The 25,644-nt window shown below is 40.2% G+C and carries 24 protein-coding genes; 15 read left to right on the plus strand and 9 right to left on the minus strand.

Annotation, left to right across the window (positions count from 1 at the left end; genetic code table 11):
* Positions 1-3 precede the first annotated feature (3 nt).
* From OC25_RS09780 to OC25_RS09790, 3 genes are all read left to right on the plus strand, one after another.
* Positions 4-1,524, plus strand: coding sequence for a RagB/SusD family nutrient uptake outer membrane protein (locus tag OC25_RS09780; protein ID WP_209435585.1), 1,521 nt, complete (start codon positions 4-6; stop codon positions 1,522-1,524).
* 363 nt (positions 1,525-1,887) lie between these two features.
* Entirely contained in the window at positions 1,888-4,302 is a 2,415-nt protein-coding gene (locus OC25_RS09785; protein ID WP_039475415.1) for a glycoside hydrolase family 95 protein, read from the plus strand.
* A 96-nt stretch (positions 4,303-4,398) separates the two neighbouring features.
* A complete protein-coding gene (locus OC25_RS09790) occupies positions 4,399-4,659 on the plus strand; it encodes a hypothetical protein (RefSeq protein WP_039475076.1) in 261 nt (86 codons plus the stop codon).
* Between the two features lie 58 nt (positions 4,660-4,717).
* Here the strand turns inward: OC25_RS09790 and can are convergent, their stop codons facing one another.
* From can to OC25_RS09805, 3 genes are all read right to left on the minus strand, one after another.
* Positions 4,718-5,374: a carbonate dehydratase gene (gene can, locus OC25_RS09795; RefSeq protein WP_039475077.1), complete on the minus strand. Its 657-nt coding sequence runs from the start codon at positions 5,372-5,374 to the stop codon at positions 4,718-4,720.
* A 2-nt stretch (positions 5,375-5,376) separates the two neighbouring features.
* Positions 5,377-6,984: a SulP family inorganic anion transporter gene (locus OC25_RS09800; protein ID WP_052266100.1), complete on the minus strand. Its 1,608-nt coding sequence runs from the start codon at positions 6,982-6,984 to the stop codon at positions 5,377-5,379.
* A 123-nt stretch (positions 6,985-7,107) separates the two neighbouring features.
* On the minus strand, positions 7,108-7,410 hold the full coding sequence (locus OC25_RS09805; RefSeq protein ID WP_245221953.1) for a hypothetical protein: 303 nt from the start codon (positions 7,408-7,410) through the stop codon (positions 7,108-7,110).
* A gap of 306 nt (positions 7,411-7,716) precedes the next feature.
* Between OC25_RS09805 and OC25_RS09810 the strand changes: the two genes are divergently transcribed.
* The 5 genes from OC25_RS09810 (at position 7,717) to OC25_RS09830 (ending at position 12,704) form a co-directional block, all read left to right on the plus strand.
* Positions 7,717-9,258: an acyl-CoA carboxylase subunit beta gene (locus tag OC25_RS09810; RefSeq protein WP_039475084.1), complete on the plus strand. Its 1,542-nt coding sequence runs from the start codon at positions 7,717-7,719 to the stop codon at positions 9,256-9,258.
* A gap of 88 nt (positions 9,259-9,346) precedes the next feature.
* A complete protein-coding gene (locus OC25_RS09815) occupies positions 9,347-10,534 on the plus strand; it encodes an MFS transporter (RefSeq protein WP_039475087.1) in 1,188 nt (395 codons plus the stop codon).
* Entirely contained in the window at positions 10,500-10,934 is a 435-nt protein-coding gene (locus OC25_RS09820) for a GNAT family N-acetyltransferase (protein WP_052266101.1), read from the plus strand. The genes OC25_RS09815 and OC25_RS09820 overlap by 35 nt, the downstream gene beginning before the upstream one ends.
* A gap of 64 nt (positions 10,935-10,998) precedes the next feature.
* Positions 10,999-12,114 carry a M42 family metallopeptidase gene (locus OC25_RS09825; protein ID WP_039475090.1) on the plus strand — a complete coding sequence of 372 codons (1,116 nt, stop codon included), beginning with the start codon at positions 10,999-11,001 and terminating at the stop codon, positions 12,112-12,114.
* Positions 12,115-12,302: 188 nt separating this feature from the next.
* The gene (locus OC25_RS09830; RefSeq protein WP_039475092.1) at positions 12,303-12,704 is read left to right on the plus strand and encodes a PAS domain-containing protein; all 402 of its coding nucleotides are present in this window, start codon (positions 12,303-12,305) and stop codon (positions 12,702-12,704) included.
* Positions 12,705-12,719: 15 nt separating this feature from the next.
* Here the strand turns inward: OC25_RS09830 and xth are convergent, their stop codons facing one another.
* Entirely contained in the window at positions 12,720-13,496 is a 777-nt protein-coding gene (gene xth, locus OC25_RS09835; protein ID WP_039475095.1) for an exodeoxyribonuclease III, read from the minus strand.
* Between the two features lie 159 nt (positions 13,497-13,655).
* On the opposite strand from xth, the gene OC25_RS09840 reads away from it, so the two are divergent.
* Both OC25_RS09840 and OC25_RS09845 read left to right on the plus strand, forming a co-directional pair.
* On the plus strand, positions 13,656-14,111 hold the full coding sequence (locus OC25_RS09840) for a sigma-70 RNA polymerase sigma factor region 4 domain-containing protein (protein WP_039475098.1): 456 nt from the start codon (positions 13,656-13,658) through the stop codon (positions 14,109-14,111).
* Positions 14,101-14,592: a hypothetical protein gene (locus OC25_RS09845; protein WP_039475100.1), complete on the plus strand. Its 492-nt coding sequence runs from the start codon at positions 14,101-14,103 to the stop codon at positions 14,590-14,592. Before OC25_RS09840 ends, OC25_RS09845 begins: the two co-directional genes overlap by 11 nt.
* A gap of 161 nt (positions 14,593-14,753) precedes the next feature.
* Here OC25_RS09845 and OC25_RS09850 read toward each other — a convergent pair whose 3' ends face one another.
* The 5 genes from OC25_RS09850 to OC25_RS09870 form a co-directional block, all read right to left on the minus strand.
* Positions 14,754-15,272, minus strand: a complete 519-nt coding sequence (locus tag OC25_RS09850) for an RNA polymerase sigma factor (RefSeq protein WP_039475102.1) — start codon at positions 15,270-15,272, stop codon at positions 14,754-14,756.
* A gap of 125 nt (positions 15,273-15,397) precedes the next feature.
* On the minus strand, positions 15,398-16,048 hold the full coding sequence (locus OC25_RS09855) for a response regulator transcription factor (protein ID WP_039475104.1): 651 nt from the start codon (positions 16,046-16,048) through the stop codon (positions 15,398-15,400).
* A 40-nt stretch (positions 16,049-16,088) separates the two neighbouring features.
* On the minus strand, positions 16,089-17,165 hold the full coding sequence (locus OC25_RS09860; protein WP_039475107.1) for a PAS domain-containing sensor histidine kinase: 1,077 nt from the start codon (positions 17,163-17,165) through the stop codon (positions 16,089-16,091).
* Between the two features lie 336 nt (positions 17,166-17,501).
* Positions 17,502-18,623: a Gfo/Idh/MocA family protein gene (locus OC25_RS09865; protein WP_039475110.1), complete on the minus strand. Its 1,122-nt coding sequence runs from the start codon at positions 18,621-18,623 to the stop codon at positions 17,502-17,504.
* 165 nt (positions 18,624-18,788) lie between these two features.
* Positions 18,789-19,214, minus strand: a complete 426-nt coding sequence (locus OC25_RS09870; protein WP_156131442.1) for a helix-turn-helix domain-containing protein — start codon at positions 19,212-19,214, stop codon at positions 18,789-18,791.
* A gap of 281 nt (positions 19,215-19,495) precedes the next feature.
* Between OC25_RS09870 and OC25_RS09875 the strand changes: the two genes are divergently transcribed.
* From OC25_RS09875 to OC25_RS09895, 5 genes are all read left to right on the plus strand, one after another.
* Positions 19,496-19,912 carry a DUF1801 domain-containing protein gene (locus tag OC25_RS09875; protein WP_039475113.1) on the plus strand — a complete coding sequence of 139 codons (417 nt, stop codon included), beginning with the start codon at positions 19,496-19,498 and terminating at the stop codon, positions 19,910-19,912.
* Between the two features lie 132 nt (positions 19,913-20,044).
* Positions 20,045-22,462 carry an alpha/beta hydrolase family protein gene (locus OC25_RS09880; protein WP_039475116.1) on the plus strand — a complete coding sequence of 806 codons (2,418 nt, stop codon included), beginning with the start codon at positions 20,045-20,047 and terminating at the stop codon, positions 22,460-22,462.
* Positions 22,463-22,746: 284 nt separating this feature from the next.
* Complete coding sequence (locus OC25_RS09885; protein WP_039475120.1) at positions 22,747-23,640, plus strand: DnaJ C-terminal domain-containing protein; 894 nt, start codon at positions 22,747-22,749, stop codon at positions 23,638-23,640.
* Between the two features lie 5 nt (positions 23,641-23,645).
* The gene (locus tag OC25_RS09890) at positions 23,646-23,951 is read left to right on the plus strand and encodes a chaperone modulator CbpM (protein WP_052266103.1); all 306 of its coding nucleotides are present in this window, start codon (positions 23,646-23,648) and stop codon (positions 23,949-23,951) included.
* A 95-nt stretch (positions 23,952-24,046) separates the two neighbouring features.
* Entirely contained in the window at positions 24,047-25,621 is a 1,575-nt protein-coding gene (locus OC25_RS09895; protein ID WP_039475126.1) for a helicase HerA-like domain-containing protein, read from the plus strand.
* The last annotated feature ends 23 nt before the right edge of the window (positions 25,622-25,644 follow it).

Consider the following 25,644-nt stretch of genomic DNA (forward strand, 5'->3'; position numbering starts at 1 on the left):
AAAATGAAAACAACATATAGCAATATAGCCTTTGTTATCTTATTGATAACGGGGATGTTTACCTCTTGTAAAAAAGATTTTTTAGATAAAAACCCTACTGCAGCTATCTCAAGTGAAACTTTCTGGAAAAGTGATGCCGATGCGCAAATGGCACTTACAGGCGTTTACCGACGCCTGCAGGCAGGCTTTTACGGGCGGGGTAAATTGTGGTTAGATACTTATTCTGATAATGCTTTAGACAGACATAGTTTTTTTGGCTTTGGTAATTTAACTCAGGGTATTGTAAACCCAACCAACATACCTTCGGCTTTTTATAATACACCTTACAGTGGAATAGCATCATGTAATTTCTTTTTAGATAATGTAGATAAGGTTCCCACCAGCGAAACCGCTAAAAACGGATATAAAGCAGAAGTTCGATTTTTAAGGGCCATGTTTTACTTCGATCTGGTGCAGGCATATGGCGGGGTGGTATTGTATAAAACTGCGCCAAAAACAGTAGATGAAGGCAAAATTGCCAAAAGTACCAAAGAAGAGGTTTTAGCATTTGTGCATCAGGAACTGGATTTTGCTATTGCCAATCTACCCGACGCTGCTTACGCCGGACATGCGGTAAAAGGAAGTGCGCAGGCCTTAAAAGCTAAAGTTTATCTCTTTGAACAAAATTGGGCAGAGGCCGCAAAATTAGCCAATGATATCATTACTGGTGGTAAATTTCAATTGTATCAGGGCGGTTACGATAAATTATTCTTCACAGCAACACAACAAAATAATCCGGAGATTATCTTTTCCACAAAATTCTTATCGCCCAATAACCCACAGGATGGCGAGGGGGTACTGGTAGAACTGGGCTGGTACGGCGCTATTGCTCCCTACCAAAATCTGGTTGATGAGTACGAAATGACCAACGGGAAACAAATTGGCGAGGCGGGATCTGGTTATAATGCTGCAGACCCTTACAGCAATAGAGACCCACGACTGAAATTCACGATAAAGGTGCCTACCGAAAAATACATCAATCCGGATGGCTCCGTATTTAATGAATCAGATCCCCTGTTAACTACCTATTCGCAAAAGAAGTACATCGATCTGTCTAAATTACCTTTCGACAGGACTAAAACACCTTTAACAGATCAGAATATTATTCATATGCGCTATGCCGACGTTTTGTTAATGTATGCCGAAGCAAAAAACGAAGTAAGCGGTCCAGATGCCACTATTTATAAAGCCATAAATGATATCAGATTAAGAACCAGTGTAAATATGCCTCCTGTTGATCAGACAGTATACAATACTAAAGATAAATTGAGAGACTTTATACTGCATGAAAGAAGAATTGAACTGGCACTGGAAGGCAATCGCTATTACGACCTGAAAAGAAGGAATTTAATGGCGGTTAAATTGGCTCCGCTAAAAAACCCTGGCGGCGTTCAATTAAAATTTGGAGAAAAAAACAATGTGCTTCCATTTGCTCAGGGAGAATTAGATATCAATAAAAAACTGGTACAAAATACAGGATATTAATAGTATCAGACCTTAACCACATTACCTTAAGTTCAGGTAATGTGGTTGTTTAGGGAATCCTTTTTCAAATCAAAAAGGCTTATATGCATTTGTTAATTAACTATGGGGATTAAAAAGACCTGCAGTTCTGTACCAGCTGTACCAGCTGCATTCGAATATCATTTGCAATTTATGTCCAGGTTTAGTTAAAATAAGCTAATATACTGCCATTTTTAGTGAACAGGAACTCAATTATTACAAGTGCCACCACATAGCTTTGTTGTCTTAATCACCATTTTAGCGGCTTTTGCAATGCCAATAATCTAACCATTATCCATATACGCAAAAGGATAGCACTACAACATGGAAATACAAAAAACAATTATGAAAAAATTTATCCTACCTTTCTTAATATCCATAATTACAATCGAGGTTGCCATCGCCCAATCAGTGCCGGTTAACGAGAAAATCTGGTATACTTCGCCGGCAAATGCAACCGCGAAAGATAATCCGAATGGTTGGATAAGTGATCCTGAATGGCTGAAAGCATTACCCATCGGCAATGGTTTTTTAGGGGCGATGGTATTTGGCGATGTAAACCAGGAACGCATACAGCTCAATGAAAAATCGTTATGGAGCGGCAGTGTAGATGACAACAACAATCCTGATGCAGCTAAATATATTCCGCAAATACGGGGGCTTCTTTTTGCAGGAAAGTATAAAGAAGCTGCTGAGTTAACCAATAAAACCCAGGTTTGTAAAGGCAAAGGAAGCGGGCAGGGAAATGGGGCCAATGTGCCTTTTGGTTGTTATCAAACCCTGGGCGATTTGAGAATAGACTTTGGTAAAACATCGAACTTTAAAAATTATTATCGGGAACTCGATTTGATTACAGGAATTGCCTTAACACGATATGAACAAGATGGCATAAAATTTAAACGGGAGGTTTTTTCAAGTTTTCCCGATCGGGCTTTAGTTATTCGCCTAACTGCAGATAAAGCAAATGCTATTTCATTTTCTATGTCGCTGGATAGGCCCGAAAGATTTAATACTGCAGCCCAGAACAACCGTTTAGTAATGAGCGGAGTTTTAAACAACGGCAAAAACGGCGATGGGATGCGATACCTCACTTATGCAACGCCCCAACTTACAGGGGGGAGCATCAAAGTAAGTGGCAATTCGTTAAAAATCTCCAAAGCAACTTCGGTTACTATTGTATTAACGGCTGCTACCAACTACCGGTTACATTATCCCGACTATCTCAATAGTAATTACGAAAATGAACTGAAAACAATCACACAGAAAGCAATTAGTAAAAATTATGAGGTCTTGCGGCAACGGCATGTAGCCGATTTTTCATCATTTATGAAAAGATCAGGTTTACAACTAAATCATAGCAGCAATAATTTGCCTACTAACGAGCTAATGGCAAAAAATGTAAAAACCCGAAATGAATCGGCGTTGTATAGCCTTTATTATCAATATGGCCGATACTTATTATTATCATCATCACGAAAAGGGAGTTTACCTGCCAATTTACAAGGGATGTGGGCCAATCAGATTCAAACCCCATGGAATGGAGACTATCATACCGACATCAATGTTCAGATGAATTATTGGCCTGCAGAGGTTACCAATCTTTCAGAATGTCATGATCAGTTAACTGATTTGGTCACTTCACTTCAGGAACCCGGTAAACTTACTTCAAAAATACAGTACCAGATGAATGGCTGGGTACTCCATCCCATCACCAATGTTTGGGGCTACACTTCACCGGGCGAGCACCCTAGCTGGGGGATGCATGTTGGCGGTGGCGGTTGGATTTGTCAGCATTTATGGGCACACTATGCGTTTACAAAAGATAAAAACTATTTAGCCAAAGTATTCCCCATCCTTAAAGAGGCCAGTAAATTTTATTTAGACTGGCTGGTAAAAGATCCCAAAACGGGCAAACTGGTCTCTGGCCCATCCCCTTCTCCTGAAAATTCGTTTTTAGCACCAGATGGTTCCAAAGTACAGATTAGTATGGGGCCTACCCACGATCAGGAAGTGATTTTTGAATTGTTTAGCAATACCTTAAATGCAGCAAGCATTTTGGGGGTAAATGATGTAGCATTTATTAAAGAGTTGAACAATGCGAGAGAAAACCTGGCCAGGCCTAAAATTGGTTCGGATGGAAGATTAATGGAATGGGCAGAAGAGTTTAAAGAACTCGAAGTTGAACATCGCCATTTATCTCATTTATATGCATTTTATCCTGGAAATGAAATTACGGTAACTAAAACGCCGGATTTAGCAGAGGCAGTAAAAAAATCATTAATAACGCGTGGTGATGGTGGTGTAGGTTGGACAGTTGCCTGGAAAATTGCGTTATGGGCCAGATTAAATGACGGTGAGAAAGCATTCGACCTGTTAAACAAACAGCTTTTACCAACTTTTGATATGGACACCAAATACAATAATGGAGCTGGTAGCTATTACAATCTTTTTGATGCTTGTCCTCCATTTCAGATAGACGGAAATTTTGGCGTCATAGCAGGTATGGCCGAAATGTTTTTGCAGAGCCATGAAGATTTCATCTCTTTATTGCCTGCTTTACCTCGGGCATGGAAAGATGGCTCTATCAAAGGCCTGGTAGCTCGGGGTGGTTTTGTGATCGACTTGAAATGGAAAAATCATCAACTGGAATCAGCAACTGTTAAGGCAAACAAAGGAGGAAATTGCCGGCTTAAATACCAGGGCAAAACTTTAACTTATAATTTAAAGCCAAACCAGCAAATTACAACCAGTTTTAAATAATGCCAGTAAGCCAATAAATTTTTGTGTGGGTAAACAACTTAGCTAAAACCAATCTTTCTGCTGTACTGTTCTATATAAACACCTCAGCTACAGATCATGGAAAAGCAAAAAGAAAACAACGAAAATCTCGGCGATAAAAATATCAAAAATACGGCCGATAAAAGCAATATGCCCAATCAGCAGGTACCCCGCCATCGCAGCAACGATAAGGAGAAAAAGAATACGGTAGAAACCGAAGCAGGTAACCTGGGCCGCGATTTCGGAATGGGAGATTTTGGTTCGGAAGAAGCCAGAACTGATGCCGAAAAAGGCAATAAAGGTGATGCCGGCAATATGCCTCACACTTCAAAAAAATAAAGCCCGGATAAAATCCGGGCTTTCCTAACAACTAAAAAATAACATCCAAAAAGATGTTTTAACTTACCTTAAAAGCAGCAGCCACATCATCAAGTCCTGTGCTGGTTACTTTAAGATCTTTAATTAATCCTGTTTTTAAGCTATACACCCAGGCATGAACAGCCAATTCCTGACCATTTGCCCATGCACTTTGTACAATAGATGTATTCATCACGTTTGATGCACCCTCAATAGCATTTAACTCTACCAAACGGTCGAAACGTTGGTCTTCATCTTTAATGGTTGACATTTCGCGTTCGTGTGTACGGTAAACATCGCGGATGTTTCTTAACCAGTTATCGATAATACCTACCTGTTTGTTGCCCAGGGCAGCTTTAACGCCACCACAACCATAATGGCCACATACAATTACATGTTTAACCTTCAAAACATTAATCGAATAATCCAGCACCGAAAGTAAATTCATGTCGGTATGCACCACCACATTGGCAATATTGCGGTGTACAAAAACATCGCCCGGTTTGGTGTTGGTAATCTGGTTTGCGGGCACACGGCTATCTGAGCAGCCAATCCACAATACCGGTGGGCTCTGCCCTGCCGAAAGTTTATCGAAAAAGGCAGGATCATTATCGATCATATCTTTAACCCAGTCTCTATTACCCTGTAACAAGCTATCGTATGTTATATCTTGTGTTTCAATTGTTTTAGCGCACATAATTATAATTTATTTATATCTTCTTCTACTTTAATATTTAATTTTGGAACAGCGTAATGCTTCTTTATGTTTTCGAGGGTTACAATAATTCCTTTGGTATAGGCATTATGCTTGTAATTGAATATGGTTTCCAAAACATCCGGATCAATAAAACGGGCATTGGTCCCATCAATAATTACATCTGTTTCTTTCGGAATATTCGTTAAAACTACCTGTATGGCAGCTTTATTTAAAAAAGAAACCTCTTCGGCCAGTTTAATCCTGATATGCTTTTTGTCGCCTTCGTTGGTAACGCGGTAGAAAAACGGATTACGCATATTGGTACGTAATAAATAGAATACCGAGATTAACATACCGATAGCCACCCCTTTAAGTAAATCGGTAAACAGCACGGCTAAAATAGTTACTACAAACGGAACGAACTGATCCCATCCCTTGTGGTACATGTGCTTGAATAAGCTTATTCTGGTTAATTTATAACCGGTCATTAAAAGAATCGCAGCCAAACAAGATAAGGGTATCATGTTAATCAATTGCGGAATAAACAATACCGAAAGCAACAACCATGTTCCATGGAATATCGCCGACATTTTGGTTCTTCCACCCGCATTTACATTGGCCGAACTTCTTACAATTACTGCAGTTAATGGTAAACCGCCCAGCAATCCGCTGGTCATATTTCCCACTCCCTGGGCAACCAATTCGCGATTGGTTGGCGAAACACGTTTAATCGGATCGATCTTATCTACCGCTTCTATACTCAGTAAAGTTTCTAAACTCGCCACTACTGCAATAGTTACAGCCACAATGTAAACTTCCTTATTGGCCAGCGCAGAAAAATCGGGCGTGGTAAATAAACCCAGGAACTCAGAAAAACCGTTTACTACAGGGATTTTTACAATCTGATCCGGTCTTAACTGATAGGCCGTTCCAGAGAAAATAAGGCTTGCAACTACGCCCATAACTACCACGAGTAAAGGCGCAGGGATGATGCTAAGTTTCTTAAACTTTGGCCAAAAGAGCAGAATGGAAATAGATACCACACTAATGACTACCGCGGCCAGACTAAAATGGCTGAGTGCAGCAGTGATAGCCGAAAAAGTATTTTCGTGGTCTTGCTGTAAGAATCCCTCGTCGCCACTAAAGTCAGAATCTACACCTACAGCATGTGGTAATTGTTTAAGGATCAGAATCAAACCGATAGCAGCTAACATCCCTTCAATAACACTCGAAGGGAAATAGTTGCCAATTGTTCCGGCTTTTATTAAACCCAAAATAACCTGTAGTGCCCCGGCAAGGAAAACAGCCAGTAAAAAGGTTGGATAACTGCCCAAAGAGGTTATTGCCCCCAAAACAATTACGGTTAAACCTGCGGCAGGTCCGCTTACGCTTAATTGAGATCCACTAACGGATGCCACCACAATACCGCCGATGATTCCGGTAATTAAACCGGCAAACAAAGGCGCACCTGAAGCAAGCGCAATACCTAAACACAGCGGCAAAGCCACCAAAAAAACTACAATACTCGAGGGTAAATCCTTCTTTAAATTCTTTTTAAGAAAATATTTCTTCACATCCGTACCTGAAAAGGCCGGGTTAAACTTTTGCATAACAATAAAATTATCTGGTAAATTTTAACGAATAAAATCGTGTGGAAAACCAAAATGCCATAACCTGACCACTACCTAAATGCAGCCTGCATCAGATAATGTAAAATGGTTTATCCTGAAAAACTAGATAAAGTTAGGAGGAGGTGTAGGAACAGTAGGGTGATATGGATCTACATACCGCTTAAAATGCTCTATAAAACTGCTCTTCAAAAAGAAATGGCTTGAAGAGAACTCGTAAGCAAAAATAGGATGATTAAGTTCGATAAGTTTGAAATCGGTAAATTTCGCAGTGTCTTTGGCGGAATCCTTTCCGCCCTCATGCTCTAACTCAATTTGCATGATTACTGCGTTCATAATTTCCTTATCAATGCTTGTACAAAATACCGGCGCGCCAGAAATGCCCATCTTCGCCATGAAGATAAACATGAATGAGGCAACGATTAAATATTTGTACTTCCTTAAAAACATCGATTGATTTCTAATCTTATTCTAATGTGACGTTACAAAAATAAACGGATATTTGGTTTTTCAATGCTTTGAGCTGTAAAAAAAATGTAATATACTAAAAATTGACGGCTGTTTTGTCGTAATCTTAAACCTTACAGACTTTAAAAACCTGAAGATTTAATTATTCTTCAGTTCAAAACAACACTGGCATTTCGATAAAATTACAAACTCCTACCCTTGCAATACCGGCGTTAATTTTTAAATTTAAAATCTCATCGTATGGCAATGGATAAAAAAATAGCATTACTTCAGGATAAAATAAAACAGGCAAACCTTGGCGGCGGACAAGCCAGAATAGACAGTCAGCATAAAAAAGGTAAACTTACCGCCCGCGAGCGGATTCACTTTTTATTAGACGAAGGCAGTTTTGAAGAAATTGGTATGCTGGTTACCCACCGAAGTACCGATTTTGGTATGGAGGCCGAAAAATACCTGGGTGACGGTGTGGTTACCGGCTATGGCACTATAAACGGACGCTTAACTTATGTATTCTCTCAGGATTTCACCGTGTTTGGCGGTTCTTTATCTGAAACGCATGCCGAGAAAATCTGCAAGCTGATGGATATGGCCATGAAAAACGGTGCGCCTTTAATCGGCTTAAATGATAGTGGTGGTGCGCGTATCCAGGAAGGTGTGGTTTCTTTAGGTGGTTATGCCGATATTTTTTATAAAAATGTTCAGGCCTCGGGGGTAATTCCTCAACTATCGGCCATTATGGGCCCCTGCGCAGGTGGTGCAGTATATTCGCCTGCCATAACCGATTTTATTTTGATGGTCGAAAATACCTCTTACATGTTTGTTACCGGCCCCAATGTGGTTAAAACCGTAACACATGAAGAAGTAACTTCTGAAGAACTGGGCGGCGCAAGTACGCATGCAACAAAATCAGGCGTTACGCACTTTGCCTGTGCCAACGAAATTGAAGCCATTAACCATGTAAAAAAATTGCTCAGCTATATGCCTCAAAACTGCGAGGAAATAGCCAGTCACATGCCCTATCAACCTGTTGATGAAAGCCGCCCGGAACTCAATAACTTTATGCCGGAGAATGCTTCGCAACCTTATGATATGCGCGAAGTCATTTCAACCGTGGTTGATCCTGATAGTTTTTTAGAAGTACATGCCGCCTATGCCGAAAATATTGTAGTGGGTTTTGCCCGATTGGCTGGTCGCAGTATTGGTATTGTAGCCAATCAACCCGCCTATTTAGCCGGGGTATTGGATAGCAATTCTTCTAATAAAGCTGCCAGATTTGTTCGCTTTTGCGATTGCTTTAACATTCCCTTACTGGTATTTGAAGATGTACCAGGCTTTTTGCCGGGAACCGATCAGGAATGGAATGGCATTATTAACAACGGAGCTAAGTTATTGTACGCCTTTAGCGAAGCAACCGTTCCACGCATTACCGTAATTACCAGAAAAGCTTATGGAGGTGCTTACGACGTGATGAACAGCAAACATATTGGAGCAGACATGAATTATGCATGGCCAAGTGCCGAGATTGCTGTAATGGGTGCAAAAGGTGCTGCAGAAATTATCTTCAAGAGAGAAATCACCGCAGCAGAAAACCCCGAAGAAAAATGGCTGGAGAAAGAAAAACTTTACTCCGATATTTTTGCCAACCCTTACCGTGCGGCCGAGCGTGGCTTTGTTGATGAAGTAATAGAACCTGCCCAAACCCGCATAAAGTTGATAAAAGCTTTTAAAATGTTAGAAAATAAGGTAGTCAATAATCCGAGGAAAAAACACGGAAATATACCTTTGTAAAATAGTCCATAGTCATAAGTCCATCGTCTGATAATACATTCATACAGATCCTTTAGGCTCAAGACACAGGGCTTAAGATTTAAGACTAATGGAGATTAATCAAAAATTATCAAGAACCGATATTATCCTGATGGCCTTTTGTACAGGCCTCATTGTTGCTAACATTTATTATTGCCAGCCTTTGGTGGTATTAATTGCCAAAGATTTTAACCTTAGCGAAACCCTGGCAGGCCGGATTACTTATCTTACCCAAATTGGTTACGCTTTAGGACTTTTTCTACTTGTACCGCTGGGCGATATGTTTGAGCGAAAAAAACAGATCCTCCTCATTACTGGCCTTGCTATTTTTGCCCTGTTACTTGCTGCCGTTTCGCACACTTTCTTTGTGTTGGAAATTGCTTCTGTACTCATCGGCGCCTGCTCTATTGTACCGCAGCTTATTTTACCTTTGGCAGCAAACCTGAGTAGCGACGAAAACCGGGGCGCAAACATTGGCATGATTATGAGCGGTTTGCTGGTGGGCATCCTGGCATCAAGGGCCGTTAGCGGAAGTATTGGCTATTGGTTAGATTGGCGGGCAGTTTACTACATTGCCGCAGCCATTTGTGCTTTGTTAATCATACTTATGGCCAGGCGTTTCCCTCAGAGTTACCCTAACTTTAAAGGTACCTACCGGGAATTAATGCGCTCTATGTTTGGCTACATTAAAAGCCAGCCTGCTTTAAGAGAAACTTCCGCTATTAACTTTTTAGCCTTCGCCATTATCAGCGCCTTTTGGACCACCATGGTATTATTCCTGGCCAATCCACCATTTAATTTTCAAACCTTACAAATTGGCTTGTTCGGTATTGCGGGGGCAGCAGGTGCTTTAGCGGCTCCACTGGTAGGAAAATTAAGTGATGGCGGCAATCCACGTAAAAACCTGATGATTGGCTTTATCCTTCAGCTTGTAAGTATGGCCCTGTTTTATTTCACAGGCAGTCATTTATACTTATTTATCATCGGGATTATATTAATTGATATAGCGCAGCAGGCCATTCACGTAACCAACCAAACCCGCATTTACACCTTAATACCCGAAGCCAGAAACAGGTTGAATACCATATTTATGTCTGTAAGTTTTATAGGTGCCAGTTGTGGTTCGGCCTTAGGTTTATGGCTCTGGGGGCAAGGCGGCTGGGTTTTATTCTGCTACGGCATGACAGGTATTACCATAATCAATATCCTGATTTATAAATTTTATGGGCAAAGAAAGTTTACCAATGGTTCAAATTGAGCAAGTATTCCCATCGCTAACCTGGCGTATCCGTCACGAAGCCATGTATCCTGATCAGCCTTTTGACATTGTTAAACTAAAAGATGACTTTGAGGGTATCCATTTCGGGTTGTATGCCGACCATAAGTTAACTGGTGTGGTTTCGCTGTTTTATGAAGGTGATGTTTATCAGTTCAGAAAATTAGCGGTACTGCCCTCTGCACAAAAACTAGGTTATGGCTCGCAATTGATGACCTATATGATTGATTTTTGTAAAATTCAAAAAGCGACAAAACTATGGTGCAATGCCCGTGTACAGGCTAAGGAATTTTATTTTAAATTTGGCTTCCACGAAACCGATAAAGTCTTTTCAAAAGATGGAAATGATTTTGTGATAATGGAAAAAGAATTCACGTATTAATTGACAAAGACAGCAAAACGCATATCGCCATGCGCTTTGCAGTTTGCTATAAAACAAATATCCTATGGCTAAGAAAAAAGACGACGACAAGAAAAAACATGTAAGTGTAGTCACTAAAAAATCGTTACAGTTTTTAGAAGAATACATCAATAACCCTGCTCCTACCGGTTACGAGTGGGAAGGCCAGAAAATCTGGTTAAATTATTTAAAACCATATATCGATGAGCATTTTATTGATAATTATGGTACTGCAGTAGGCGTAATCAATCCGAAAGCTGCTTACAAAGTGGTAATTGAGGCACATGCCGATGAAATTTCGTGGTATGTAAACTATATTACTGCTGACGGTTTAATTTACGTAATCCGCAACGGTGGCTCAGATCATCAGATTGCGCCATCAAAAAGGGTAAATATCCACACCGAAAAAGGTTTGGTTAAGGCTGTTTTTGGCTGGCCGGCTATTCATACCCGCCATGGCGAAAAAGAACAAGCCCCTGAGCTTAAAAACATTTTCTTAGATTGTGGCTGTACCTCAAAAGAAGAAGTAGAAAAACTGGGCATCCATGTGGGTTGTGTAATTACCTACGAAGACGAATTTATGGTGCTAAATGACCGTTATTATGTTGGTCGTGCGCTTGATAACCGTGTAGGTGGTTTTATGATTGCCGAAGTAGCGCGTTTATTAAAAGAAAACAAGAAAAAACTGCCATTCGGTTTATACATTGTAAACTCGGTACAGGAAGAAATTGGCTTACGCGGGGCAGAAATGATTGCACAACGCATTAAACCCAATGTGGCCATTGTTACCGACGTAACACACGATACTACCACGCCAATGATCAATAAAAATACCCAGGGCGATTTATCCGCAGGAAAAGGACCAGTGGTTTCTTATGCACCGGCAGTACAAACCAACCTGAACAAATTATTGATCAAAACTGCAGAGAAAAACGATATCCCATTTCAGCGCCAGGCTTCATCACGCTCAACCGGAACGGATACCGATGCATTTGCCTACTCGAATGGTGGCGTACCTTCGGCATTAATCTCTTTACCGTTGCGCTACATGCATACAACCGTAGAAATGGTGCACAAGGAAGATGTAGATAATGTGATCAGCTTAATTTACCAAAGTTTATTAAACATAAGCGATGGTCAGGATTTCAGGGAATTTAAATAACAGATTCAAGAAATAAATTTACAAGGAGTTAGGTTTTAAACTTAACTCCTTTTTTTGTGCAGTAAGAAATTGAACTAACTTTTAAGGGCAATTGACTTAAAACTTACAGGATTACACTTTTTTATATTATTGCCCAAATTATCTCTACATTGTTTTAATTATATTTATCAGATAGTTTATTCAATTTTATGAGATTAAACCATAGGACACTGGATCTTTCCCTGATTTGCGACGGGCATTGGGATGTGGTTTTTAATCAGCTTGAACTGGGTTTTTGGGAGCTAAGTTTGCCAACATGTACACTCCGCTCGAGCACATCATTTAAAAAAATTTTTGGCTATCCTGTTGATAGGGTCTTAACTTACGAAACCATATTGGGCTTAATCCTGCCCGAAGACCTGGATCGTGTGCAGGATGATATCGAACTTACCGTATCTAATGAGCAGGGTATTTTTCATTCGATATACAGAATCCGCCGTCCGGATGGAGAAATCAGGTGGCTCAGGGCAGACGCGATCATGTCGCAACCCGACGGCGAATCTTTAAAATTGGTAGGCACTACATTAGATATAACCGATCTGAAGAAATAGTGCTTCTCTTATCAATTATTCTGCTTTTAAGGTGATCCAAACGGGGCCATGATCGCTGGTTTTTTCCCAACCTCTTACCTCCCTGTCAACTCCTGCAGAAATTAAGCGATTGCTGGCCGTTGGACTCAGCAAAAAATGATCGATCCTTAAGCCTGCATTACGGCCATAAGCATTACGGAAATAATCCCAGAAGGTATAAATGGTTTCATCAGGATATAACTTTCTGATCGCATCTGTCCAACCCTGAGCCAATAAATTCTTAAAAGCCTCGCGCGTTTCCGGGCGGAATAAGGCGTCTTCTACCCAGCGTTCAGGCTTATAGGCATCCAGCTCAGTTGGGATCACATTATAATCGCCTGCTAAAATTACAGGTGTACCACTTGCTAAGAGCTTAGCTGCGTGCGCTGCAAAACGCTCAAACCACTGTAATTTATAATCGAACTTGGGTCCTGGTGCAGGGTTGCCATTGGGTAAATAAAGGCAACCGATAAGTACGCCATTTACAGTAGCCTCGATATAGCGACTTTGTAAGTCTTCCGGATCGCCATCTAAACCTCTTCTTGATTCTTTTATTTCTAAATTCCTGGCCAAAATAGCTACACCATTCCAGCTTTTTTGCCCATGCCAGATGGCGTTATAGCCTGCATCTTTAATGGCCTGTTCCGGAAATTTTTCTTCAGGTGCTTTTAATTCCTGCAAACAAACCACATCAGGCTGTGTTTCTTCCAGCCAGCGCAATAAAACAGGCAAACGGCCATTTACGCCGTTTACATTATAAGTAGCTATCTTCATGTTATAAATCTCTGTAATAAAATTTAAAAATAGAACCGGTGTGCTTAATTTGTTTCAAAACCTTAACCTTTTTAAATACTTTTATTTAAAATAATTAAAGGTAATTTAAATTTTAGCGCTTATCTTGCGCGTTAATTCAAATTACACCACTCAATACCTATGCCGAAAGCAGTTTTAAACGTCCCGTCTGCCGAACCCAAGGATATCCGTTGGTTTTATGACAAGTATGCCGCCATGCTGCTTGGTTATATTAATGGCATCGTTCAGGATCACCGAAAATCGGAAGATTACCTGGTTTCCATTCTCACCGCTTTTACAGCAGAATTTGGCACAACCGAAAAAAGCCAGCTGAGTATTTGGCTGGAGCTGCGCCAATATGCACAAAGCAAACTGGCAGTGCTTACCGAAAAACATCATTCCTTAACTCCGGCTCATGTAAACAGCAATGGAAACCTGGATTTGTTAGACGATTTACAAAAACAAATTTTTTGTGCAGTATATTATCACGGAAAATCGATTTCGCAACTGGCTACCGCCTTTAGCAGCGAAGAGGATGAAATCCGCAATCAATTGAAGCGATCAATAGATAAAATGAGGAGGAGCCGTGGAAATTAAAAGGATTATAGAAAGTGGTTTAATGGAAACCTATGTAATGGGTATTGCCACAGAAGAAGAGGTTCAACAAGTTTTATTGCTGAAAAAAGAATATCCTGAGTTTAAGGATGCACTTGAAAACCTGGAAATGGATATGGAAGTTCTGGCACAGGGAATGGCTATTATGCCTCCCCCAGGTACTCTTGAAAAAATTGAAACCGAAATAAACGAAATTCAGCGCCGTAGTCAGGTGGTGCAAAAGATTGTAGTTCCAAACACCGGATCAGAAAATGGCAGGTCCGACAAAGAAGAAAAATACATTGAAGTAGAAGCTGAGTCGAATCAGATGCGTGTAAATAAAGCCTGGAAATGGATTTTTATTGCTGTATTTATTTTAGGAAAGGTATTTTTGGCCGGGGCTATATATTTTTATCTCGAAAACAGACAGGCCCGCGAAGAGGTAAAGGAGTTAAAATTAGAGTTGAAACAAAAAATAAAATAAAAAGGAGGTTTATTTTAACCGAATTTTAAAACCAATACTAAACTGAAATGTTTAGTTGTTTGATTCATTCATGTTTGAGCGCATGTTTGAGTTTAGATATAGGGATAGACTAATTAGTCTGTCCCTTTTTTCTTCACCATGCTTTTTTCGCTCAAATCGCTTTAAGCAACCATATCAGCCTTATAATTTTTGAGCATCTTTTTTAAGAGTCCTCTGGCCACATGTATTTTGGTTTTTACGGTACCCAGAGGTATATCCAGTTCTGCAGCAATTTCATGGTATTTATATCCTTCAAAATACCTGCAAAAACAGAAACGGCAATCTTCGGGCAGGGCATTTAACGATCGCTGAATATCTTCCATCATAAACTTGGCACTTCCAGCGTTAGCTGAGGCACTTGGTGCAAGTTGTACGGATGTTAAATCTTCTTCCTGCTGTATCATTTCATTTTTACGTTTCACCTTATAATAGTGATTAAGAAAAGTATTTTTTAAAATGGTAAAAAGCCAGGCTCTTACATTACTGCCCAGTTCGAACTTCTCCGAAAAGCGAAAAGCTTTCATAAAAGTATCCTGAACTAAATCTGCTGCATCATCTTCGTCACGTGTGTAAGCCAAAGCACGGTCAAAAAGTGGCTGCCTGTATTGGTAAATGTCGCAATTGAAATTTAAGGTTTCCATACTTGTTTTTTGGGATGGTGTAAGTACTGAACAAATACAGCAGCATTGTGTTATTTGTAGAAATACCCGATTTTTTACGGTTTATTTAAAACGGTAAAAAACAGCCCCAAAAATGGCCGGAATTGCTAGGCAACATAGCCGTTTCGCATGGCAAAACGTACCAGTGAAGCCGAGTTTTTGGTGCCGGTTTTACTAATCAGCGCCTCTCTCTGGCTCTCTACAGTGCGCCTGCTCAAGTACAATTTATCAGCAATTTCCTGGTTGGTGAGCCCATCGGCAATGAGCTTTAACACGTTAATTTCGCGTTCAGAAAAGCTGATTCCGTTGCTCATATTTTGAGCCAGCATGTTTAACTGACTGTTAAAACGTTCCAAAATAGAGATGCATAAATCAGAAGAAAGGTAGCGTTTTCCTTTCATTACATGTTGTAAACAAAACAAAAGTTCGTCTTCCTCTATATCTTTGGAGAGGTAAGCAAAAGCCCCTGACATAAAGGCATTTGAAGCATATTTTTCATCATCTAAAATCGACAAAACCACTACTTTTACCGGGTACCCTTTTTCTTTTATGGTACTGGTTAGTGCTATGCCGTCGAGCTTTGGCATTACAATATCTGATAAAATAATATCAGCTTTTATTCCCTTTTCAAGAAGATCCAAAACGGCTGAACCATCTGATACTTCTGCTATAACTTTGATGCCTTCATATTTTTCAATAAGTGCTTTAAGTGAAGCCCGGATAATATTGTGATCATCCGCAAGAATAATGTTAATCATAATTCAAATATAACTTACGGTATTTTAAAATTAAAAACGCCTACTTCGGGAGCTCAATATAGAAGGTGGTTCCGACACCAACTTTACTGGTAAACCAGATTTTTCCCCGATGTAATTCTACGATGGCCTTAATTATGCCCATCCCAAAACCACCCGATTCTTCACCCTTTAAACCCGACCGCAAGGTTTGGGGTAAATGATCAAAAAGTCCTGCCTGAAGTTCTTCCGGAATCCCGATACCATTATCAGTTACACTAATCAGCACTGTATTTTCATAGGCTTCGGCATGTAAACCAATAAAACCATCGTCGGCGGTAAATTTTAATGCATTTGAGATGAGGTTATTGATAACCTGCAGAAATTTCATGGTATCTAAACGCAGGTAAATGGTTTCTGCCGAACTGGTAAACTGTATGTTTTTTGTTCTGCCCAGTTTAGAGCGTTTGTAAAAACGCACTACATCTCTTAGCTCCCAAACCAGATCGGCCCGCTCCTTTCCTATTTCTATTGCCGATGATTTTAAGAACTCGCGGTTAATCATGCTTCGAACCAATAACAGGTTGCGTGCACACATATCTTTAATGAAAGCCAAAGCTTCCATCACTTTCAAATCACCCGTGTGGTTCAGGCTATCTTCTATTGATGAAGCTGCAAGTTTTATCATCCCGAAAGGCTCTTTTAAATCGTGGGCCAAAACTTCGAGGGTAATATTCTTACGGGAGTTGATCTGCTCAATATGAATTTTATTATGCCTCATTATTGTGGTATCTTCTACAATACCTAATAAATATAAGCTTGTGCTATCTGTGAGGGTAAAAACGCTTGTACGCAGGTACTTTTCGTAGTCATTAAACAATAACCTGAATTCGTATTTCTTTTCAGTTTTACTTTCCAGGGTTTCTTCATAACACGATACCACGTGATCGGCATCTTCGGGATGAATATTTTTTAAAAGCAGGGCCGGTTTTTCAAAAATATCGTCAAGGGGTAGCTCCCAAAGTTTAGCAATTGAATCGTTGAGATAAACGAACCGGCTTGTCTTAAGTTCAAAAATAAAATAACCATCGGCAGATAAACTGCCTAGCTGACAAAAGATAGCTGTATCGATTTGAGCCATAGTGTACTAATTGGATGATTACCGGGCGCTGAGGAGACACTTCCTCATGGTATAATTACAAGACAAACACTAAGCTGGCTAAAAAGTTTTTACCCGATCAAAAAGACCGGGTGAGAAAAGATCTGATGTATTTTTGAGATATTAACATTTTCCACAGGATGTGCATAATTATTTCACATTTCAAAACCAACAATTGCTTAAATTGTTATCATAATAACACGACAAAAAAGTCCTGTGAGCGGGAGATCCGCGGAGGGCAGGCACACCATAAGAAGACCAAAAATCTTTCATCAATAGCCATCAAACCGGTGGCTATTTTTTATTGAGGATCGGGCACTATTTTAACATTACTTTTTTACCCGTTTTGGCCGAAATTTTAGCAGCCTCGAGAATTTTGACTACAGCTATGTTATTCTTTAGTGATGACAGATCATTACCCGGATCGATATCACCTTTTAAAACAGCCGACAAGTAGCTTAAATGATTGGCATACGCCGGGGCCAAAGGTTGCGCTTTATATACCTGATAATCGCTTTTACCCTTAATTTTACTCCTTAAATCTTTTTCATTAACCGCCTGAAGGTACCCGGTTGTACCAAACACTTCCATATCTTTAATGCTGAAAGGCCAGTTCCATGAGGCTTCTATAATTCCGGTAGCGGTTGGGTATTCAAGTAAAATGGTGGCATCATCATCAACCTTTGGGTAAACATCGGGTTTAATCTGATGCGTAATGGCTGTAACTGAAATGGGCAATTGTCCATCCATTAACCAGGTCATAAGATTAGCGCCATAGCAACCAAAATCAACCAGTGCACCTGCTCCGTTTTTATCCGGATCGGTTAACCAGCTTAAAAATTCCTTGCTCACCCCTATTTCTTTTGGCCCCTGATGCCCATCGTGCACAATTATTTTACGCAATGGTCCAATACTATTGGCAGTTTTAATATTTTTATAAATTTCCTGATTACTTGGATACCAGGTTGTTTCGTAATTGGTGAGTACATGCACCTTATACTTGCTGGCCAGGGCGGCTATCCGTTCGGCCTGCTTTACCGAAACCGCTAAAGGTTTTTCTACCATTAAGGGTATGCCGAATGGTGCAGCTGCTTCTACAACGGCCAAATGATCGCTTATGGCATTATAAGCCAAAACCACATCCGGTTTTTTACGGCTGAGTAAATCGGTAAGGTTCTGATAAAATATACTATTTGGTATTTTATAACGGGTTTTAAACCGGTTTACCAGTTCGGGATTACTTTCGGCAATGCCAATGATATTCACTTCGGCCTTTTGGTAACTGTTCATGATCAGGTAAACATGATCATGATTAAGCCCTGCAATGGCCACATTTAATTTTTGCTGTGCGTACACAGAAAGAGAAACTGGTAACAGACAAATGGCAAAGCTAAAGGTGCGCAACAGCGACCTGAAAATGCAGTGAGATACCTTAATCATATTTTTCTAAATTGATAACCACCAAATTAGAAATTTATGAAGGGCTTAATACAAACCATTTAAAATATTACAAGTTCGGGATAGGGAGATGGAAAAGAAAAAACTTAAGGGACGATTTAGTTCTTCATTTAATAAAACATTACAACTTAAAGCGTACTGATGATGCTATTGGTACAAAAATGTTTCAGATCTTCTGTTCCTCAACGGAAACTCTTTGCTAACCTGATCATTTTCATGTGCTTCTTCTGTTACTAACAAATCGTTGTACTTTTCTAATAAGTGAATGTACTTATTCATCCAAAAATATACAGAGTTGGAATCTGAACCGATCTGTTTGCCGGTTTCGGCAGTTTGGCCCGTAGGTTCTGAGCTGTACTTGGGAAATGCTTCCGGAAAGGACGAAGAAAGATCCTGACCTAATAATTTGCCTACCTGCCAAATTACTTCGTGTCCAATTCTGTCTTGACCAAACCAATTGTAAATTGTTCTGCGGCTTACATTAAGCTTTCTCGAAAGCTCGCTGATGCCCATGCGATCTCTGCGCACTAAGCGCTCAAGAATTTCTCCTTGTTTTAGTAGTGTTGTTGTCATTGAGATAATTAATTTTTAATTAAAAAATAATTAAATCATATATCGGGGACGATTGACAGGTTAAATTTAAGAATAAGTGTGTAACGTTGTATAAAAAGTGTTGATTTTTTGACATTTGTCAAATTACTTCAGCAAAATTGTGTGAAGTAAGTGTTAACCTTGCCTTATTTATAATCAATATAATGATAAACAATACATTACCTGTAAAATATTAGTACTCATACTCTTTCTTAAGAATGGAAATTAGCTATTAAACCCTTATATTCATCATAAAAAAAGATATGGCACAAAATAAAACCACCGAAAATGAGTTAAGTGTTACTGACTTTATCAATACCGTACCAATTGAAACCAAACGCACAGATTGTTTTGCCTTATCTCACATTATAACCGAAACAACAGGCTTTAAAGCTAAAATGTGGGGCACCGCAATTGTTGGTTTTGGCAGTTATCACTATAAGTATGAAAGTGGCCGCGAAGGTGATGCTCCCCTGGTTGGGTTCTCGCCGCGTAAAGATGCCATTGCACTTTATCTATCAGCACATTTTAAAAACCGCGATGAGCTGCTGGCCAGATTTGGCAAACATAAAACAGCCAAAGCCTGCGTTTATGTAAAAAAAATGAGCGATATCGACATTCCGGTACTCAGGGAAATGATCCTCAATTCTGTAGCACATATCCAAAGCTTGTATCCTTAAGCTTTTCAAAATGCTGGTTAAGGCTGGCCAACCTTCATGGCTTTGTAAAATGATGTAAATAAGAAGTTACGCTATACATCCTTATTTTTTACAATATTTGATTATTCCTTATTTCGAACAAACTAACTGGAAATGATTAAAAAACTACACCTCTATTTATGGATAGCGGGCGCCTGCATTTCACTGCAAGCAGCTGCGCAGGATGCGGTAAGTTACCGAACCCCGCCAAAAGAAATTGCCGATTTATTACTGGCCAAACCTACACCTGGTGTGAGCATAGGCGGCAAAGCCGAATGGATCTTATTCAGCGAACGGAATTCTTATCCATCTGTAGAAGAGCTGGCCATGCCCGAATACCGGATTGCCGGTTTAAGGCTAAACCCGAACAATTATTCGCCCAGCAGGCAAACGTATATTAATAATTTTAGCCTTAAAAACATCAAGTCTAATCAAACCTTTGCAGTTACAGGCTTGCCCACACCTTTGTTTGCAGGCAACGTCAGCTGGAACCCATCTCAAAACAAAATTGCCTTTACGCAGACCACACAAAAGGGAGTTGATCTTTATATAATTGATCTGGCAACCAAAAAAGCAACAAAAACCAACAAGACTTATTTAAACGTAGTTTTAGGTAGCGGTATTACCTGGTTAAACGATAATACCGTAATTTACCGTACCGCAACAAAACCTGCAAACACTGCACCAGCCAAACCACTAATGCCTAAGGGGCCAACCATTCAGCAAAACCTGGGTAAAGCGGCACCTAGTGTTACTTATCAGGATTTGATTAAATCGCCTTTTGATGAGCAACTGTTTGAGTTCTTTGCTACTTCGCAGCTGGTAAAAAATACGGCAGGAGTAGAAACCCCAGTAGGCAAACCTGCTATTTATGGTTCAGTTAGCTTATCGCCAGATAAGAACTACATGCTGATTGAAACCATTCGCAAGCCATTTTCTTATCTGGTTTCGGCATTTGGTTTTCCATCAACTGTTTCCATTACCGATTTAACAGGCAAAACGGTTAAAGTAATTGCCGAACTGCCCTCATCAGAAGGCACGCCATCGGGCTATGATAATGCCCAAAACGTAGCACACGGATTTGACTGGCGCGATGATGAAGCGGCAACACTGGTGTGGTCTAAACCTTTAGACAGTGGTTTAATTAAAAAAGATGTTCCTTATCACGATGCCGTATATGCCCTAAGTGCACCATTTACCGGCACAGAAAAAGAACTGTTTAAAACCAAAACACGTTTCCGCGGCATACAATGGGGCGATGCTAACCTGGCCCTAATTATGGAAGGCCTCCGCAGTAAACAAAGCAGTACTGTAAGTCGTTATAACCCAACAACTGGTGCCGTAGAAGAGTTATACAGCAGAAACCAAACCGATGCCTATGGCAATCCGGGTTCTCCGGTAACGGCTAAAAATAAGTATGGCCGTCAGGTGATTAAAACTGTAGATAACGGCACCAAATTACTGATGAATAACCCGGTTGGCTCTTCAGAAAAAGGAGATTTACCTTTTCTGGCTAAGTTTGACCTCGCTACTAAAAAAAATGAAATTATCTGGCGCAGTGCCGAAGGTACCTTTGAGTATGTGAGCGAAGTAATTGACCCTGATAAACTGGTGTTACTTACCCGTAAAGAAAGTCAGAAGCTGGTTCCGAATTATTTTATCAAAAACCTGATACTCCGGGTTGCCGACAGGCCGATAACGGATTTCAGCAATCCATATCCATCTTTAGCAGGTATTACCAAAGAAAAGATTTCGTACAAGCGTGCCGATGGAGTTGATTTAACGGGCGATTTGTATTTACCAAAAGGATACAACAAAGAAAAAGACGGTCCCTTACCGGCTTTGATCTGGGCTTACCCACGCGAATTTAACTCTGCTGCAGATGCAGCTCAAATACGTGGATCGAAAGATAAGTTTACCACCATTAGCTGGGCTTCGCCTATATTTTGGGTAACCCGTGGTTATGCTGTTTTAGATAATGCCGAAATGCCTATCGTTGCCAAAGACGGTAAAAAACCGAATGATACTTTTGTAGATCAGCTACAGTTAAATGCCGAAGCAGCCATTAATAAACTGGCAGATTTAGGTGTAGGCGACAAAAAACGCATGGCTGTTGGTGGCCACAGTTATGGTGCTTTTATGACCGCTAATTTACTGGCCCATACCAATCTTTTTGCAGCAGGTATTGCACGCAGTGGTGCATACAACCGTACACTCACCCCATTTGGTTTCCAAAACGAAGAACGTACCTACTGGCAGGCACCTCAGCTGTATTACGAAATGAGTCCGTTTAGTTATGCCGATAAAATTAAAACACCTTTGTTATTAATACACGGCGATTCTGACGATAACCCCGGCACCTTCCCGATTAACAGCGAGCGTTTGTTTAACGCCATTAAAGGAGCAGGCGGCACTACCCGTTTTGTATTTTTACCTTACGAAGCACACAGCTATCGTGGCAGAGAAAACCTGTTACACATGTTGTGGGAGCAAGACCAATGGCTGGAAAAATATGTAAAAAACAAAAAATAAATTTCTCTCTACCTTTATCGATTAAAGTGCCTCCATGTGGGGCACTTTTTTTGTTATTTTTTCCCATGGTGTCAGATATTTCTATCTAACATTGATGCATTCCAAAATCCAATATTTCAGCGGCCATCTGTCAGCTGGCAACAGCTGACTGCACATCTATTCCTGCCCGCGCGCGTCACGCTAAGCTCATTGCCCTCTGCACCTTGCACAATGCCATTTCACTTTAAAACCTTACATTTATACTATAACATTGAACATTAGCCCTACTTATTTGTTAAGCCATTATGGACTACATAGACTATTATAAAATTCTCGATTTAAAGAAAGATGCCACAACCGAGGATATTAAAAAAGCATATAGAAAATTAGCCCGGAAACACCATCCCGATCTTAATCCAAACAACGAAGAAGCCAACAAAAAATTTCAGCAGATTAACGAAGCCAATGAGGTGTTAAGCGATCCTGAAAAGCGGAAGAAATACGATAAATATGGCAAAGATTGGCAACATGCCGATCAATTGGATGCCCAGGAACGGCAACAAAGGCAATATCAATCGCAAGGCGGAGGTTACGGAGGCAGTAGCTACAGTGGTGGATTTGACGGAGGAGATTTTTCCGATTTCTTTTCATCTATGTTTGGTGGCGGTGGCCGGAGTAGCAGGAATTCACCTTTTAAAGGGCAGGATTATAATGCCGATTTACAGCTAAACCTACTTGATGCTTATACCACCCATAAGCAAACGCTAACCGTAAATGGCAAACAGGTACGGATTACTATCCCGGCAGGTGTAGAAATCGGGCAAAAAATTAAATTACCCGGCTACGGTGCACCCGGGGTAAACAATGGCCCTCCAGGCGATTTATACATTAAGTTTAGCATAACCGATGATCCTAAATTTAAGCGGAAAGGCAACGACATTTACATACAGGAAGAAATAGATTTATATACGGCCATATTGGGTGGTGAAAAAATTATAGATACCCTAAATGGAAAAGTAAAATTAAAAGTACCGGAAGGTACCCAGCCTGATGCCACCTTACGTTTAAAAGGAAAGGGCTTCCCCGTTTATAAAAAAGAAAACCATTTTGGCGATTTATATATCAAATGGCAGGTTAAATTACCTACGGGGCTAAATCAGGAGCAAAAAGAACTATTCGAAAAACTCTCTAAACTTTAAACATCATGGAAAATAAGCTAATTCCGGTCGAAGAAATTTGCGCTTATCATCATGTAGAGATTAATTTTATCCAGTCTCTCGAAGATTTTGGTTTGATTCATACCACTATAAAAAAGGAAACAACCTTTTTACCTATAGCAGAATTAACAAAACTAGAGCAATACCTCCGCCTGGCCCAGGATTTAGAGATCAATCTCGAAGGCATTTATGCCGTTTCACATCTGCTCAATCAGGTACAAGATATGCAGGATGAAATACAAGCGCTTAAAAACGAAATTAATTATTACAAGCAATTTAACCAACAACATTAATCAACCGTTTGTGCAGAAATTTGCATTAAAAGTGCATACCAAAACACAACCTTTTTAAGATTAGTTTCTTAAATTGGCGGTCTAATTTTATAAAAATGAGCGATTTGTCTTCAAAATTCATCGAAAAAATAAAATCATCCTATGCCCCAACGGGTTCGTACATTTATTTAGGCGCCGGAATTTTAGACGGACAGGTTTACAGTGAAGCCGAGGTTAATTTATCATTAAAAATGATGAACAGGCATGGTTTAATTGCCGGTGCAACGGGTACAGGTAAAACCCGTACACTGCAGTTACTGGCCGAACAGCTGTCTGACGCGGGCGTTCCTGTTTTTATGTTAGATGTAAAAGGCGATTTATCCGGCTTAAACCAACCCGGTACTGTTAACCCCAAAATAGAAGAAAGGGCACAACAGTTAAACAAACCTTTTAGCCCAACCGGCTTCCCGATCGAAATTTATTCGCTTTCGGGCAAAATGGGGGCACAAATGAGAGCTACCGTATTGGAATTCGGACCTACCCTGCTTTCCAAAATTTTAGATTTAAACGACACCCAGGCTGGCGTTATGGCGGTTATCTTCAAATATGCCGATGATAATAAAATGCCAATTATCGATTTAAATGATTTAAAGAAACTCGTATCCTATTTATCAGAAGGTACTGGTGCAGCTGAAATCAAAAGCAGTTATGGCAGCATTTCTACTGCTACATCTGGAACCATTTTAAGAAAAATTGTAGCCATTGAGCAACAAGGATTAGGTGGTATGTTCGGCGAAAAATCTTTTGATATCGAAGATCTTTTCGAACGTGTTGATGGAAAAGGTACCATCAGCTTATTAAATATTGCCGATGTTCAGAACCAACCCGTTTTATACTCAACCTTTTTATTGAGTTTACTGGCCGAGCTTTTTAACACCATGCCCGAAGTTGGCGATCTGGATAAACCTAAACTTATTTTCTTTTTCGACGAAGCCCACCTTTTGTTTAAAAACTCATCAAAAGCTTTCTTAGAGCAGATTGAAACCATTATCAGGTTAATCCGTTCAAAAGGAATAGGAGTTTTCTTCTGTACACAAGCCCCTACCGATGTACCTGAAAGTGTTTTAGGTCAACTGGGTAACCGTGTACAACATGCTTTAAGGGCTTTTACGCCAAACGATGTAGATGCTTTAAAGAAAACCGTAAACACCTACCCTAAATCTGATTTCTACGAAATAGACAAGATTTTAACTTCCTTAGGTACTGGCCAGGCTTTGGTTACCGTACTTAATGAGAAGGGTATTCCGACAGAAGTTTCGGCTACCATGCTTACACCACCAAGGGCAGTAATGGGGCCGCTTACAGCTGCAGATTTTGATCAGGTGGTGCATGCCAGCCCAATGTTTACCAAATATAAAGACCCAATAGATCCGGAAAGTGCCTACGAAATATTAACCAAACGGATTAATGATCAGGCAGCTGCCGAAGAACAGGCGAAACAGGAAGTAGAAGCACAAAAACAAGCCGAAGCAGAAAGTAAGCCTAAACCCGGTGAAAAAAGTCTGGTAGAGCAGGTAATGGGCGCTACCATTACCCGTCAAATCGGCAAAGAAATTGTACGTGGTATATTTGGCATGCTTACCGGTAAAAAAACAAGATCAAAGTCAGGCGGCGGACTCTTTGGGTTCTAAAAAACAAATAATTAACCTTTTAA

The sequence above is a fragment of the Pedobacter kyungheensis genome, from assembly GCF_000812965.1.
GTDB lineage: Bacteria > Bacteroidota > Bacteroidia > Sphingobacteriales > Sphingobacteriaceae > Pedobacter > Pedobacter kyungheensis.

Excerpts from the sequence above, each read along its gene's own strand:
- xth (WP_039475095.1), bottom strand. The coding sequence starts at position 13,496 with ATGAAGATAGCTACTTATAATGTAAACGGCGTAAATGGCCGTTTGCCT.
- OC25_RS09865 (WP_039475110.1), bottom strand. The coding sequence starts at position 18,623 with ATGATTAAGGTATCTCACTGCATTTTCAGGTCGCTGTTGCGCACCTTT.
- OC25_RS09805 (WP_245221953.1), bottom strand. The coding sequence starts at position 7,410 with ATGTTTATCTTCATGGCGAAGATGGGCATTTCTGGCGCGCCGGTATTT.
- OC25_RS09785 (WP_039475415.1), top strand. The coding sequence starts at position 1,888 with ATGAAAAAATTTATCCTACCTTTCTTAATATCCATAATTACAATCGAG.
- OC25_RS09790 (WP_039475076.1), top strand. The coding sequence starts at position 4,399 with ATGGAAAAGCAAAAAGAAAACAACGAAAATCTCGGCGATAAAAATATC.
- OC25_RS09895 (WP_039475126.1), top strand. The coding sequence starts at position 24,047 with ATGAGCGATTTGTCTTCAAAATTCATCGAAAAAATAAAATCATCCTAT.
- can (WP_039475077.1), bottom strand. The coding sequence starts at position 5,374 with ATGTGCGCTAAAACAATTGAAACACAAGATATAACATACGATAGCTTG.
- OC25_RS09850 (WP_039475102.1), bottom strand. The coding sequence starts at position 15,272 with ATGGAAACCTTAAATTTCAATTGCGACATTTACCAATACAGGCAGCCA.
- OC25_RS09820 (WP_052266101.1), top strand. The coding sequence starts at position 10,500 with ATGGGCAAAGAAAGTTTACCAATGGTTCAAATTGAGCAAGTATTCCCA.
- OC25_RS09825 (WP_039475090.1), top strand. The coding sequence starts at position 10,999 with ATGGCTAAGAAAAAAGACGACGACAAGAAAAAACATGTAAGTGTAGTC.
- OC25_RS09810 (WP_039475084.1), top strand. The coding sequence starts at position 7,717 with ATGGATAAAAAAATAGCATTACTTCAGGATAAAATAAAACAGGCAAAC.
- OC25_RS09815 (WP_039475087.1), top strand. The coding sequence starts at position 9,347 with ATGGAGATTAATCAAAAATTATCAAGAACCGATATTATCCTGATGGCC.
- OC25_RS09830 (WP_039475092.1), top strand. The coding sequence starts at position 12,303 with ATGAGATTAAACCATAGGACACTGGATCTTTCCCTGATTTGCGACGGG.
- OC25_RS09780 (WP_209435585.1), top strand. The coding sequence starts at position 4 with ATGAAAACAACATATAGCAATATAGCCTTTGTTATCTTATTGATAACG.
- OC25_RS09870 (WP_156131442.1), bottom strand. The coding sequence starts at position 19,214 with ATGACAACAACACTACTAAAACAAGGAGAAATTCTTGAGCGCTTAGTG.
- OC25_RS09875 (WP_039475113.1), top strand. The coding sequence starts at position 19,496 with ATGGCACAAAATAAAACCACCGAAAATGAGTTAAGTGTTACTGACTTT.
- OC25_RS09880 (WP_039475116.1), top strand. The coding sequence starts at position 20,045 with ATGATTAAAAAACTACACCTCTATTTATGGATAGCGGGCGCCTGCATT.
- OC25_RS09840 (WP_039475098.1), top strand. The coding sequence starts at position 13,656 with ATGCCGAAAGCAGTTTTAAACGTCCCGTCTGCCGAACCCAAGGATATC.
- OC25_RS09890 (WP_052266103.1), top strand. The coding sequence starts at position 23,646 with ATGGAAAATAAGCTAATTCCGGTCGAAGAAATTTGCGCTTATCATCAT.
- OC25_RS09800 (WP_052266100.1), bottom strand. The coding sequence starts at position 6,984 with ATGCAAAAGTTTAACCCGGCCTTTTCAGGTACGGATGTGAAGAAATAT.
- OC25_RS09885 (WP_039475120.1), top strand. The coding sequence starts at position 22,747 with ATGGACTACATAGACTATTATAAAATTCTCGATTTAAAGAAAGATGCC.
- OC25_RS09860 (WP_039475107.1), bottom strand. The coding sequence starts at position 17,165 with ATGGCTCAAATCGATACAGCTATCTTTTGTCAGCTAGGCAGTTTATCT.
- OC25_RS09855 (WP_039475104.1), bottom strand. The coding sequence starts at position 16,048 with ATGATTAACATTATTCTTGCGGATGATCACAATATTATCCGGGCTTCA.